At 61.7% G+C, this 13,298-nt stretch carries 14 protein-coding genes and 1 tRNA gene; 9 read left to right on the top strand and 6 right to left on the bottom strand.

Annotated elements, in window-relative coordinates:
• Positions 1-107: 107 nt before the first annotated feature.
• The 6 genes from V6B08_RS12935 to V6B08_RS12960 all read left to right on the top strand — a co-directional run bounded on the left by V6B08_RS12935 (position 108) and on the right by V6B08_RS12960 (position 5,126).
• Entirely contained in the window at positions 108-782 is a 675-nt protein-coding gene (locus tag V6B08_RS12935) for a ChrR family anti-sigma-E factor (RefSeq protein WP_341981376.1), read from the top strand.
• Positions 761-1,408 (top strand): DUF6134 family protein, encoded by a 648-nt coding sequence (locus tag V6B08_RS12940; protein WP_341981378.1) that lies wholly within the window; start codon positions 761-763, stop codon positions 1,406-1,408. The genes V6B08_RS12935 and V6B08_RS12940 overlap by 22 nt, the downstream gene beginning before the upstream one ends.
• Positions 1,405-2,166 carry an SDR family NAD(P)-dependent oxidoreductase gene (locus tag V6B08_RS12945; protein ID WP_341981381.1) on the top strand — a complete coding sequence of 254 codons (762 nt, stop codon included), beginning with the start codon at positions 1,405-1,407 and terminating at the stop codon, positions 2,164-2,166. The genes V6B08_RS12940 and V6B08_RS12945 overlap by 4 nt, the downstream gene beginning before the upstream one ends.
• Entirely contained in the window at positions 2,163-2,639 is a 477-nt protein-coding gene (locus V6B08_RS12950; RefSeq protein ID WP_341981383.1) for a nuclear transport factor 2 family protein, read from the top strand. Before V6B08_RS12945 ends, V6B08_RS12950 begins: the two co-directional genes overlap by 4 nt.
• 265 nt (positions 2,640-2,904) lie before the next feature.
• Positions 2,905-4,410, top strand: a complete 1,506-nt coding sequence (locus tag V6B08_RS12955) for an ATP-binding protein (protein WP_341981385.1) — start codon at positions 2,905-2,907, stop codon at positions 4,408-4,410.
• Positions 4,407-5,126 carry a response regulator gene (locus V6B08_RS12960; RefSeq protein ID WP_341981387.1) on the top strand — a complete coding sequence of 240 codons (720 nt, stop codon included), beginning with the start codon at positions 4,407-4,409 and terminating at the stop codon, positions 5,124-5,126. The genes V6B08_RS12955 and V6B08_RS12960 overlap by 4 nt, the downstream gene beginning before the upstream one ends.
• On the opposite strand, the gene V6B08_RS12965 is transcribed toward V6B08_RS12960, so the two are convergent.
• From V6B08_RS12965 to V6B08_RS12985, 5 genes are all read right to left on the bottom strand, one after another.
• A complete protein-coding gene (locus V6B08_RS12965) occupies positions 5,123-6,409 on the bottom strand; it encodes a class I SAM-dependent methyltransferase (protein ID WP_341981389.1) in 1,287 nt (428 codons plus the stop codon). The genes V6B08_RS12960 and V6B08_RS12965 overlap by 4 nt on opposite strands.
• A gap of 3 nt (positions 6,410-6,412) precedes the next feature.
• Positions 6,413-7,222: a DUF1365 domain-containing protein gene (locus V6B08_RS12970; RefSeq protein ID WP_341981391.1), complete on the bottom strand. Its 810-nt coding sequence runs from the start codon at positions 7,220-7,222 to the stop codon at positions 6,413-6,415.
• Complete coding sequence (locus tag V6B08_RS12975) at positions 7,219-8,529, bottom strand: NAD(P)/FAD-dependent oxidoreductase (RefSeq protein WP_341981393.1); 1,311 nt, start codon at positions 8,527-8,529, stop codon at positions 7,219-7,221. Before V6B08_RS12975 ends, V6B08_RS12970 begins: the two co-directional genes overlap by 4 nt.
• Positions 8,526-10,049, bottom strand: coding sequence for a cryptochrome/photolyase family protein (locus V6B08_RS12980; protein ID WP_341981397.1), 1,524 nt, complete (start codon positions 10,047-10,049; stop codon positions 8,526-8,528). The genes V6B08_RS12975 and V6B08_RS12980 overlap by 4 nt, the downstream gene beginning before the upstream one ends.
• 101 nt (positions 10,050-10,150) lie before the next feature.
• Complete coding sequence (locus V6B08_RS12985) at positions 10,151-10,960, bottom strand: LuxR C-terminal-related transcriptional regulator (RefSeq protein WP_341981399.1); 810 nt, start codon at positions 10,958-10,960, stop codon at positions 10,151-10,153.
• A 308-nt stretch (positions 10,961-11,268) separates the two neighbouring features.
• On the opposite strand from V6B08_RS12985, the gene V6B08_RS12990 reads away from it, so the two are divergent.
• Positions 11,269-11,955 (top strand): META domain-containing protein, encoded by a 687-nt coding sequence (locus V6B08_RS12990; RefSeq protein ID WP_341981401.1) that lies wholly within the window; start codon positions 11,269-11,271, stop codon positions 11,953-11,955.
• Positions 11,956-12,015: 60 nt separating this feature from the next.
• Here the strand turns inward: V6B08_RS12990 and V6B08_RS12995 are convergent.
• Positions 12,016-12,090, bottom strand: a tRNA-Asn gene (locus V6B08_RS12995).
• 132 nt (positions 12,091-12,222) lie between these two features.
• On the opposite strand from V6B08_RS12995, the gene V6B08_RS13000 reads away from it, so the two are divergent.
• Together V6B08_RS13000 and rplM are read left to right on the top strand one after the other, a co-directional pair.
• A complete protein-coding gene (locus tag V6B08_RS13000; protein WP_341981403.1) occupies positions 12,223-12,645 on the top strand; it encodes a PaaI family thioesterase in 423 nt (140 codons plus the stop codon).
• A 185-nt stretch (positions 12,646-12,830) separates the two neighbouring features.
• The gene (gene rplM / locus V6B08_RS13005; RefSeq protein ID WP_341981407.1) at positions 12,831-13,298 is read left to right on the top strand and encodes a 50S ribosomal protein L13; all 468 of its coding nucleotides are present in this window, start codon (positions 12,831-12,833) and stop codon (positions 13,296-13,298) included.

Raw genomic sequence — 13,298 nt, forward strand, 5'->3', positions numbered from 1 at the left:
AGGGGATCCAACGGGTTACTGATCCACCAAGCCTATGGCGACGTAGAATGTTTAATCCCAGGCCCGACGCCTGGTAAAGTTACTGGCCGGCATAGATCACGCGAGTCATGTCCACTCAACCTGAACACCATATCCCAGCCGCATGGCTGTTAGATTACGCCGCCGGCACTCTCGCCGAGTCGTGGTCTCTGGTGGTTGCTTGCCACCTGTCCCTCTGCCCGCATTGCCGTGCCGAACTGCGCCACCTGGAGGCGGCCGGTGGCGGCCTGCTGGATGAGGCGGCACCCGCCGCCCTGCGACCCGGCAGCCTGGAAGCGGCCATGGGCGAATTGGATTGGGCCGCGCAACTGCCGCCGCCCGCCAAGGCAGCGGAAAAGTCTGCCGCACCTGCCGGCATACCAAAGCCGCTGCTGGCATACATTGGGGATGATTTCGACAAACTGCCCTGGCGCTGGAGTGGGGCCGGCCTGCATTCCGTCGCCTTGCCGTTGCCAAAGGCGCGAGGCGGCATGGTGAGCCTGCTGCGCATTGCCCCCGGCCAATCGATGCCGGTGCACAGCCATCGCGGCGAGGAAATGACCCTGGTGCTGCGCGGTGGCTTCACTGACGAACGCGGCGCTTTTCAGCGCGGCGATGTCGAAGTGGCCGATGGCGATGTCGAGCATCGACCCGTTGCAATGTCGGACCAGCCCTGCATCTGCCTGGCGGTAACCGATGCGCCACTGCGCTTCCAAGGGCCATTCGGCTGGATACTCAATCAATGGGCAAGGCTCTCTTCCTGATATTGATGCTGCTGGTGACCGGCCTGCTGCTGCAGCCTGTATCAGCGATGGCCGCAACGACCGAGCAATGGGCGTTCCGGGCTATCCGCAAGGGGGAAGATATCGGCCATCACAATGTTACCGTGACGCGGCGGGACGGCGAGGCGAGGGCGACAGTTGATATCAGCTTGATCGTGCGCGCCTTCGGGTTTCTGCCGCTGTACCACTATCATCACAAAAGCCAGGAATTGTGGCGGGATGGCCGGCTGGTAAACCTCGAATCCACGACCGACGACAACGGCACCCAGCATTATGTCAAAGCCTTCGCAACAGCGGATGGCGTGTTGCAGATCGAAGGCAGTCGGTTCAAGGGCAGTGCGCCGGCCGACGTGATGACCACGAGTTATTGGAATAATGCATTTCCTCGGCACAAGCTGTTGCTCGATACCCAAAGCGGGCGGCTGCTTGTGGTGACAGTGGCAGAGCAGCCATTGCAGCCAGAAGAAGGCGTGCCGCCAGATGCCAGGCATTACAGGCTTGATGGCGATCTGCGCCTTGAGCTTTGGTATGACGCAGCACGACGCTGGATCAAAAATCGCTTTCGCGCCAGTGACGGCTCGGTGATTGATTACAGGCTTGCGCCATGAATGCGGCCGGCAGCGTCTGGATTACCGGCGCCGGCTCCGGCCTCGGGCGTGCCTTGGCCCTGCGCTATCTTAAAGCCGGCGCCAGCGTTGCCGGTACGGCACGCCGCGTCGAGACTTTGGCTGATGTCGCATCGGCTGCCGCGGGCATGACGGGACAATTCCATGCTCAACCGGGCGACCTCACCATAGCCGGGCATGCCGAAACATTGGTGGATGCCATCGAGCAAACCGCAGGTCCAATCGGGTGCGCCGTGTTGAATGCCGGCACACATATCCCGGAGGCAGCGGACAAGTTTAGTGCTGCAACAGTCGCCAGCCTGCTCGAAAGCAATGTGATGAGCGTTGCTTACTGCCTGGAAGCCCTGCTGCCGCGTATGTTGGCGCGTGGGCGAGGGCAGATTGCCATAAACGCCTCCCTGGCCGGTTATCGTGGTTTACCTCGGGCTGCGGCCTATGGCGCCAGCAAGGCGGCCTTGATCAACATGGCGGAAAGCCTGCGTATAGAGCTTGAGCCGCGCGGGATCGCGGTGCGCCTGATCAACCCGGGCTTCGTGCGCACGCCGCTGACCGATCGCAACGATTTTCCGATGCCGTTTCTGATGGATGTGGAAAAGGCCGCCGAACGTCTTTACCGGGAGCTGGAGCATGGCAGCGGTTTTGAAATCGTGTTCCCGCGCCGCTTCGCTTACATCCTGAAGTTCCTGCGTCTCCTGCCTTACGCCCTTTATCTGCCACTGGTGCGGAGAATGACCCAATGAGCGAAGCGCGCCGTTTGCCGGAAGTTGAAGCTCACGATCCCATTGCCACGGCATTGGATCGCTATGCCCAGTATTATGAAACGCTATCGCCGCAAAGCCTGCCGGCCCTGCGTGAGTTGGTGACAGAGGATGTACGCTTCCGCGACCCATTCAACGAAGTGCGCGGTGTCGATCCGATGCTGCGTGCCTTCGCGGCCATGTTTGATGATTGCACCGACGTGCGCTTCATCATCACCGGCAGCGTGCGGCAGCAGGACAAAGCCTTCCTGATCTGGCGTTTCTACTTCAAGCCACGGCGCTTGAATGCAACGGCTCCTTGGGAGGTGGAGGGCGTCACGGAACTGCATTTCACGCCGGATGGGCGTGTGGCGGCGCATCTCGACCATTGGGATGCCGGTGGCCAGTTTTATGGCCGTCTGCCGCTGATTGGCCCGGTGATCAGGTTCTTGCGTCGCCGCCTTGGCGTTCACTAGTCCGCTTCTTTTTCCTCATCATCCTCTGCGCCATCGGCATCCGGACTGCTGGAGTCGACGCTCTGACCTGGTCTCGCGCGGCAATGCGGGAGATGGAAAGGGCCGCATTCGCTCATTGGGGTTCAATTCAATGGTTAAGACAATCGCCGTAAATATATCCCTCGAGTAATGTATATATTCCGTAATCAAGTCCCGTATTTCATCGACTTTCGACGTATTCGCGGCATGGTGGCTGGCGCTGGGTGCGATGCGCTAGACTGCGGCAATGCAGCGCTTGAAACCCTATATCGCGACGACCTTGCTGATTGGTGTGGCGTCGCTGGCTTCATACAGCCTGACGCAATACACACCGGCAGTGGCGCTGTCGTTGGTATTTGTGCCAGCGGTGCTGGTGGCCGGTATGCTCTGGGGCCTGATGCCGGCGATCTTCGCCCTTCTGCTGACGCTTGGCTCCTCAGCCTTCTTCTTCTATGCACCGATTTTCAGCTTCGCGGTCGAGGACCCCACACAGGCGATTGACCTGATCATCTTCAGTGTCATCGCCGTGGTGGTGGGGGCGGTGGCCGACTGGGCGCGGCGCTCGGCGAAGGAAACGCGTGAGCGCGAATTCCGCATGGGCCAGCTTTATGAAGCCAGCCGGCGCTTTGCGGCGGTGGTGGATACCGATGAATTGCCAGGCGCAATCGTGCAGGAGCTGTACGCCATTCTGGGCAAGCCTTGTGCCCTGCTGCTGCCGCGCAATGATGAGCTGGTGCAGGTGGCGGCGGCGGGGGGCATGCAGCCCGGTCCGGCCGATATTTCCAAGGCGAGATGGCTGTGGCAGGAAGCGCCTTCAGGACGCGACAAGGCCCGTGCGGGCTTGAGTTCAGACTGGCTGCTGCGGGTCATCCGCCATGGCCAGCGCCCGGCCGGCATCCTGGCGGTGGGGGCCATGCGCTTTCCGGCGCCGAACGAAACCGCCTTCGTTGCGGCCCTGTTTGAACTGATCGCCAATGTGCTGGAACGCATGCGGCTGGCCGAACGCGTCGAGAGCATCCGCGTCGATCGCAAGGCCGATGCGCTGCGCGATGCCATCATCAATTCGATCTCGCATGATTTCCGCACACCGCTGGCTTCCATCCTCGGCTCGGCTACGACGCTGGAGAAATATATCGATCTCTGCACCGAGCAGGAGCGCACCGAACTGCTTGGCATGGTGCGCGACGGAGCGCAGCATCTTGACCGCATGATCGGCCGCATGTTCGATCTCACCCGTATTCGCGCCGGCCACCTCAAGCCCGAACGCGAGGCGGTGGATCTGGTGGAGGTGGTGGAAGTCGCCTTGCGCCAGACGCGCCAGGGGCTGAAGCAGCATCGCGTCGAATTGCGTCTCCCGGACGAGGTGCCGCTGGCCCGGGGCGATGCCGTGTTGCTGCAGCAGGCGCTGGTGAACATCCTGGAGAATGCGGCGAAATACTCGCCTGCCGGATCGGTTGTCGAGGTCGGTGCGGTTTCAGCGCCGGAACAAGTGCGGCTCTATGTGCGCGATGCGGGCCGCGGCCTGACACCGGATCAGGCCGAACGGATATTCGACCAGTTCTACCGCGCGGCGGAAGGCAATGGCGAACCCGATGGCAGCGGCCTTGGCCTGACCATCGCCCGTGCCTTCATCGAGGTCTGTGGCGGCCATGTCACGGTGGCGAGCGCCGGGCCCGGCCAGGGCACATTGATAGAAGTGGCGCTGCCGCGCATGACGGCGGCAGTGTTGGAAAGGGATGGAGTGGTGGCATGAGTCGGGCGCGCAGCATTCTGGTGATCGATGACGAGATGCAGATCCGGCGTTTCCTGCGCACCGGCCTTTCGGTGCAGGGTTACGACGTGATCGAGGCGGAATCCGGTGCCGAGGGCCTGAAGGCGATCACTACAATCAATCCTGACCTGGTGATCCTGGACCTGCAGCTTGGCGACATGGATGGCCTGGATGTGCTGCGCCGGATTCGCGATTGGTCGTGGCTGCCGATCCTGATCCTGTCGGTGCGCAGCCGTGAGAATGAGAAGGTACGGGCGCTGGAGCTTGGCGCCGATGATTACATCACCAAGCCGTTCGGCATGCCGGAACTGGTGGCGCGGGTACATGCCTTGCTGCGCCGCATGCCGGCTGTAGCCGGCCAGCCGATCTTTGCCGTCGGGCAGTTGAGCATCGACATGGTGCGTCGCCAGGTATTCCTCGAAGGCCGCGAGGTCAAGCTGTCGCCGAAGGAATATGCCTTGCTGCAATTCCTTGCCCGCCATGCCGGCAAGGTGGTGACACATGAGCAGTTGCTCACCGAGGTCTGGGGCCGCAGCCATGTCGAGGACGGACATTACCTGCGCATCTTCATGCGCAAGCTGCGCCAGAAGATGGAGCGCGATCCGGCGCGGCCGCGCTACATCGTCACCGAACTGGGCGTCGGCTACCGTCTGCTGGCGCCGGATCAATTCGTTGCTGCGGAAGCCGAAGCGTCTTAAGTCGGATCAAGCCGCAGTTGCAGAACGTCAATGCATTTGGCGCGGAAGCCGCCTTCGCAGGAGCCGAGATAGTAGAGCCACATGCGGCGAAAGCGCTCGTCGAAACCAAGGGCGCGCAATTGCGGCCAGGCAACCTGGAATCGCTCCGTCCATTCGCGGAGCGTGCGGGCATAATCAAGTGCGAAGCCATCGCTTTGCGCGATGCGTAAGCCTGCCAGGGCAGCCTGCTGATCCAGCACCATTGGGGCCGGCAACATGCCGCCAGGAAAGATAAACGCCTGGATGAAATCCATGGTGCCGCGATAGGCTTCGAAATACTCATCCTGGATCACGATGGCCTGCAGACCGGCGCGCCCCTCAGGTTTTAACCGGCCACGTAGGGTCGAGAAGTAGGTTGGCCAGAATTTCTCCCCAACTGCTTCGATCATTTCAATCGACGCAACGGCATCGTATTTCCCGATGGTATCGCGATAATCGCGCAGCTCGATTTTCACCTTGTCGGCCAAGCCGGCCTCGAAGACACGCCGGCTTGCAAAATCATGCTGTTCGCGGCTGATCGTGATGCCATGAATTTGAGCACCAAATTCTTTCGCGGCCACTTCGGCGAAACCACCCCAGCCACAGCCGATTTCCAGAACGGTTTCACCCGGCTTGAGGCGGAGTACATCGCCAGCCAGACGGCGATACTTGACCTGCTGCGCCTGTTCGAGAGCCTGCCCTTCATGCTCATAGATCGCCGAGGAGTAGGTCATCGAGGGGTCAAGCCATTGGCTATAGAACTCGTTGCCGAGGTCGTAGTGATAGGCAATGTTGCGCCGGCTGCCGCGCTTGGTGTTGTTGTTGAATGCGAATGCCAGGCGTCGCAACAGGCGCAGCCACGGCTTGCCCATCAGCGTGTTGTCCAGTTCGGTATTGATGCAGGCCCAGTGCGCCAGCGCACCGATATCATCGCAATCAAAATCGCCATCCATGAAGGATTGGCCGACACCCAGGTTGCCGCCAAACAGCATGCGCTTGGGAAAGCGGTTGTTGCGCAGGGTAATTTCGGTGTTGGGGCCGGGCAATTTGCCGCGGGCGAGCACGCGCCTGCCATCAGGCAGGCCGATGGTGATGGAGCCGCGCGAGGTATGCGGTGCCAGCGAAAGCATCAGTCGCGTCCATCGTTCCACATTGGGCAGCCGCAGCGCATCCTGCGGCGAATGCAGTTCTACCGGTGCGGCCGATGGGGTGTCGCGGCGGCCGGCTGGGAAGGCGTCGGCTGAAGCGGCGGCATAGTCGCTCATACGCTAATCTCCGGGTGCAAGCTTTACAGATGAGGGAGTGTGGCTCACGGCGCTGACCGGTGCTTCCGGTCGGCGGAAGAAGGCGGCCCCCTTGCGCCATAGGTGCAGGGCTTCCCAGTGGATTGCGCCGATAACCTTCAGGGTCATCAGCGGGTGGCGCAGCCAGGCCTTGATTAGCGCGCGGTCGCTGAACGCTTCGCGGCGTCCGGTCTGCGTGGCGATCAGCCGCAGCCCTTCGGGGCCGGTATGGCGAATCTGGATGGCGATATGGTCAGCTGGTGGCCGGATGCAGAACTCGTAATCGCCCGACAGCGGCAAGAATGGCGAGACATGGAACTGTTTCGTCGCGCCATGGCGCAGCAGCTTTTCACCGCTATCAGTTATTTCGATCAGATAGCCATGCTGATCGCCAAAGGTATTTTTCACTTCATAGAGTATGGCGCGCAGCCGATCATGCTGATCATGGCAAAAATAGATGCTGAGCGGATTGAACGCATAGCCGAGCAGGCGCGGAAAGCAGAACAGGCGTATGCTCGCAGACGCCGCTTCCAGGCCGTTCTGCCGCAATATCGTCTCCACCCAGGGGCGTAGAGGCGAGCCGTCGCGCGGGCCATGATCCTTGTCGTGAAACGAGAACAGGCCAAACCTGTTATGGCGGAAGAACGCCGAATGTCGGGCTATGTCCGGCAGCGCATCAAGGTCAAGCAACAGGGAGAAAACACGATAATTAAACTTATGCCGGAACGGAATGAGCCGCTCATGCATGATGCGGCACCAGTATAGGCTGGCATGTTCAAGCGGCGCGGCCTTCATGCGGCCTCCAGGTGACGTGATGTCAACGTCGCTGCGAAGGGCAATGTGGCGCCCAGAGCGGTGGCGACGCGCAGGCCGGCAGTAAGGCCATCCTCGTGGAAGCCATAGCCAGCCCAGGCGCCGGCAAACCATAAGCGGTTGCGGCCCTGGATCTCATCCAACTGGCCTTGGGCGGCAATCGCAGCGCGATCGAATAATGGATGCTCATAGTCAAAGCGCGCGAATACCTTGGCGGGATCCGGCTCCTCAATGGGGTTGAGCGTCACGAACAGGGGATACCGGTTATCGATACTCTGCAGCAGGTTCATCCAGTAGGTGAGGGCGACGCGGCGCTCCAGGTCGCGACGCGGCTCCGAAAGATAGTTCCAGCTTGCCCAGGCGCGGCGGCGCAGCGGCATCTGGTTGAGATCCCTGTGCAGGATGGCGCGGTTTGGTTGGAAGCGGAAACAGCCAAGGATGGCGCGTTCCTGTTCGCTTGCCGCATTGCCAAGTATGCGCAAGGCCTGGTCGCCATGACAGGCCAGTAACACTTGATCGAATGGCCCGACCGGCCCCGCATCAGTGTGCAGGATCACGCCATCGGGCATGCGCCTGAGCCCCCGTATCGGGGTGGAAAGCTTCAGGTCGAAGCGGCTATCAGCAATCAGGCGGCGCACATATTCACGGCTGCCGCCTTGTACGGTGGACCATTGCGGGCGGTCGTTGATGCTGAGCAGGCCGTGATTGCGGAAGAAGCGCGCGAAAGTGACGGCGGGAAAATCCAGCATATCCCGCATGGGAGCTGACCAGATCGCTGCCCCCATGGGCAGCAGGTAATCCAGCATGAAGCTTTCGCTGTAGCCCTCGCGCTCGAGATAGGCGCCGAGCGTCAGAGCTGCCATGCGGCCGGTTTCAAGGTCCGTCACGGCGCGGCGATTGAAACGCAGGATATCGCGCCACATGCGATGAAAGCGGAAGGACAGCAGGTTGCGCTTTTGCGCGAAAAGGCTGCCGAGTGTGTTGCCGTTCCACTCAAGCTGGCCGCGCTGGCTGCCGGTACCAACCGAGACCGAGAAGGACATGTCGCTTTTCAGCGCTGGCACTTTCAGATGCGCGAACAGTTTCTCGATATTCGGGTAGTTCCAATTGTTGAAAACAATGAACCCGGTATCCACCGCAATGCGCTTGCCGTCGTAATCGACTTCCGCCGTATTGCTGTGGCCACCAGGATAGCCATTGGCTTCAAACACCGTGACATCATGCTGCCGCGACAATGCCCAGGCAGCACCCAGGCCGGCAATGCCGGCGCCAATCACACCGATCTTCATGCAGCACCCCGGCTTCTGCGTGCTCGCGGCATCGTTGCCTCGGCTTCCGCGCCTGCCTGCCCGCGCAAGGCAGAGAATGCGGCAAGGGCCAGTGCGCGCGCCTTATCATGCTCCACCATGGGCATCGGGTAGGTTGCGCCCAGCGTTACGCCGGCTTCGCGCAGCACCAGGGCGGGGGCTTCCCACGGTTTGTGAATGAAGCGAGCCGGCAGGGCCTGCAATTCCGGCACCCAGCGACGCACATAATCCCCTTCGGGATCGAAGCGTTCACCCTGCAATATCGGATTGAAGATGCGGAAATACGGCGCGGCATCGGCGCCCGAGCCTGCCACCCATTGCCAGCTCGAGGCATTGTTGGCGAGGTCGGCATCCACCAGCGTGTCCCAGAACCAGGCCTCGCCTTGATGCCAATGCTGGCGCAGATGCTTCACCAGGAATGACGCAACCACCATGCGCACCCGGTTGTGCATCCAGCCTGTGTGCCACAATTCGCGCATCCCGGCATCGACGATCGGATAACCGGTTTGGCCCCGCTGCCAGCGTTTCAGTGCGGCTTCATCATGATCCCAGGGGAAGTCATCGAAATCGGCACGGAAATTCTGCTGCGGCAATGCCGGGAAATGATAGAGCAGGTGATGCGAGAATTCGCGCCAGCCCAATTCTGATAGATATTTCTCGCCATGCTTGGCGATTGAGGCCTTGCCGGACTGCATGGCCAGCTGCACGGCATGCCAGACCTGACGCGGGCCGATCTCGCCGAAATGCAGGTGCGGTGACAATCGAGAGGTGCCTGTCATATCCGGGCGGTCGCGCTGCTCGGCATAGCCATTGAGGGCATGGCCGAGGAATGTGGTGAGCAGCGTTTCCGCTCCCAGGCTGCCCGGCACCCAATTATCGCGCATGCCGCCAGCCCAATCGGGTTTGCTCGGCAGCAAGCCCCAGGTCTCCAACTTATCGCTGGCAATGCCGGAAACGCCGGTCATCTGCTTTGGTACGGGCAATGGTGTTGGGGGATCGCCCAGGGCGCGGCAGGCACGCCAGAAGGGTGAGTAAACCTTGAACCAAGAACCACCCTGGGTCTGTACGGTCCAAGGCTCATAGAGCAGCGCGGCATTATGGCTTGCGACATCAACGCCGATTGCCTTCAGAGCCGCCTTGATTGCCGTGTCGCGCGCAATTGCCGCCGGTTCGTAGCACCGGTTCCAATGCACGGCCTCGGCGCCAATTTCCTCAACGATAGCTGGCAGGATAGTCTCTGCCCGGCCACGCCGCAGGGTCAGGCCGAAGCCGTATTGCCGGCGCAACTCTGCATCCAGGGCGTTGAGAGAATGGTGCAGCCACCAGCGGCTGGCGCCGCCCATGCTCCAGGGCAGGGTATCGTCGAGCACATAGAGCGCCACCACCGGACGGCCGCTGGCCGCCGCCGCACAGAGCGCGGGGTTGTCCGCGAGGCGCAAATCCTGGCGGAACCATACCAGGGCGCCGCCGCCGGGGGGGGCCACCTGTTTCGACTGTTTCACCTAAAGCCTCGACCTGTCTCGACTTTCATTGCCAAGGATACGCCGTTTCGGCGCCACCGGATCAGTCCGGCGCTTGACTATTTAGTGAGTCCAGGGAGGGATCAGTCCTGCTCGTTCATGCGCAGGGCGAGGGAGGCCGCTTGGGTGCGGTTGAACACCTGCAGCTTGGCGAATATCTGGCGCAGATGCGCCTTCACGGTTACTTCCTGCACGCCGAGCCGCAGGCCGATGGCCTTGTTCGAGTCGCCGTGGCTGAGCCATTTCAGCACTTCGCGCTCGCGCTCGGTGAGGCTGAGCAGGCGCGGATCCGGTGTCGGGCTGGGTGCTTCAGGCATATCGCCGCCCTGGGCCTCGCCGCGCAGCAGCCGCAGCAATTCGCGGTCATCGGCACCGGAACGGGCCCGTTCGATCAGTTCATCGAGCTTTGCCGCCGCCTCAAAGGTCGGCAGCAATTCCTCATAGAGGCGCAACGCCTTCACCACGGTAAGCAGCATGCTTTGCTGCGTCAGCTCGGTCTTTTCCTTGTAATCGTTGATGGCGTGGTTGCTCACCACATCCAGCGCCGGCGCCTGACCCGGCTGGCCGGTGCGGATCACGATCTGCACTGTCTTGTTGCCCAGCACCTCGCGAATGTAATTCACCAGTTCGATGCCGGCATGCTCGGTTTCCATCACCACATCCAGCAGGATCAAGGCGATGTCCGGGTTACGCTCCAGGATCGGCCGCGCCTCGGTGGCGGAATGGGCTGAAAGAAACTCCAGGCCGCGCTCGCGGTAGGTGAAATTGCGCAACAGCAGCTTGGTCAGCGCATGCACGTCGGGTTCATCGTCGACAATCAACAGCTTCCAGGGGGGAGCTGGTGCGTCGGTGGAGCCGTCTTTCGTGGCAATGTCGGGAGTAGGATTGGGCAAGGGAAATCCGGGGTCAAAGTGCGACGTCTACTGTAGCGCATGCCATCAATTAAGATGCAGCTAATTCAATCCCTGCGATGGAAATTTCCCAAATTCCAAGATATTTGCCCGTCAGGGCAGGGAGCGTGACGGGGCAGTTCTATTCAAGGTCGGGAATTCCCGCCGAGGCTGTGGCCGAATCCTATTCTCCCGGGGTTCTGGCCATAGGCGGCAGCCCATGCCCCGGTTTCCGGGGTAATTTGCTTGGGCTCGATTTGCCCGCCTGGACGGTTCACACTTGAAAAATCGGGAGCGAGGGGAGGGGTTGAATGAATATGAACCTGGGAGCGTTTGCCGCTGTGAGGGCGTTCGCTGCCCTGGTCCCGCTGGCGCTGCTGGGCGGCTGCGCACCAAAGGCGCCAAGCCCCCCGGTTGCCCTGGCCTGCGAGGGCGGACCGGCAATCAGCATCGCCTTCGATGGCGGCGCGGCCCGGCTCACCGCCGGGGAGGTCAAGGTGCGGCTCGCCGAGCAGCCGGCGGCCTCCGGCATCCACTATGCCGGTGGCGGCCATGATCTGCGCGGCGAGGGCCTGGACCTGACCTGGACCGACCCATCAGGCCGCGTGCTGCAATGCCGCGAAATGCCGCTGATTGGCACTGCCTGGCGGCTGGTACATTTCCAATCTTCCGACGATGCCATCGGCATCATCGTGCCGCCCCGCCTCGAGCGCTACGCGATGGCGTTTGGTTCCGATGGCCGTGTGGTGCTGCAGCTCGACTGCAACCGCGCCAGCGCGCAATGGCAGGGCAGGGCAACGACGCGGGCAGGCGGCAGCCTCACCATCCAGTCCGGTATGATGGCCCGGGCGATGTGTGGTCCGGGTGCCATCGATAGCCGGTTGGCCCGCGACCTCGGCTATGTTCGGTCCTACACCCTGCTGCCGGATGGTCGCCTCAGCTTGGCGCTGCAGGCGGACGCCGGGATTTATTTGTGGGCACCGGCGGCACCCGATTAAGGCATAAGGCATCGCCGCCCGGTTAGGGCGTGGGGAAGCTGATGCGATTGTTTGGGAGAATGGCTCCCAGGGAGGGATTCGAACCCCCGACCGGGCGGTTAACAGCCGCCTGCTCTACCACTGAGCTACCTGGGATCAGCGCGGCGCGGAAAGTAGCCTCGGCTCCCTCGATCCGCAAGCCTTGCGTTTGAAAATTTCGTTCGCCACCCCAGGGGTGGTTTCGGACCGCTCTGGCCCATGCTAATCGGGATGGTGAGGAGACCCGAGATGCTGATGACGATTGCCGAGCTGCAAAGCTTCATGGCGCGCGAATTCCCGCAAATGGCGCCACTTAACATGAAGGTGGAGGCCTTTGACGGCGACATGCTGCGGCTCTCCCTCCCGGTCGGCGAGGCACAGTTGCGACCCGGCGGCACGGTCTCCGGCCCCACCATGATGACCCTGGCAGACTGCGCCGCCTACCTGTTGCTGCTCGGCCAGATCGGCCCGGTGGCCCTGGCGGTGACGACGAATCTGAACATCAACTTCCTGCGCAAGCCGGAGCCGAAGGCGCTTTCTGCCGAAGCGCGCATGCTGAAACGCGGCAAGACCCTGGCGATCATGGAGATCGGCATCTTCTCCGAAGGGGTGGAAGATGGCCCGGTGGCGCATGCGACGCTGACCTACGCCATTCCGCCTGCCAGGAAATAAAGTAACGCATTGATTTTATTGCATATGATTGGCGGTGTTATATTACCACTCGATAAATCATTGAAAAACGCTGGATTTCGGTTGACGCGCCACACATTTGCGCGCATAACCCGGCCCCGATCGCCCTGGGTGCTTGTCGCCCATGGCCCGACCCCCTGATCAGGGGCCAAAATTAGGACAGTGCAATGAAGACCTTTTCCGCCAAAGAATCCGAGGTCGAAAAGAAGTGGGTGTTGATCGACGCTGATGGCCTGGTACTGGGCCGTCTGGCCAGCCTGATTGCCATGCGTCTGCGTGGCAAGCATAAGCCGATCTTCACTGCCCACGTCGACACCGGCGACAACGTCATCGTCATCAACGCCGACAAGGTGCGCGTGACCGGCCGCAAGGCGCAGCAGTCCGTGTTCTACTGGCACACTGGCTATCCGGGCGGCGTCAAGGGCGCCACCGTGGGCCAGCGCCTGCAGGGCCGCTTCCCCGAGCGCGTCATCATGAAGGCCGTGGAGCGCATGCTGCCGAAGGAGAGCCCGCTGGCTCGCCGTCAGCTCACCAAGCTCAAGGTCTACAAGGGTGCCGAGCATCCGCACGCCGCGCAGCAGCCGGTGACGCTGGACGTGGGCGCGTTGAATCCGAAGAACAAGAGGACTGACTGA

Source organism: Ferrovibrio sp. MS7 (assembly GCF_038404985.1).
GTDB lineage: Bacteria > Pseudomonadota > Alphaproteobacteria > Ferrovibrionales > Ferrovibrionaceae > Ferrovibrio > Ferrovibrio plantarum.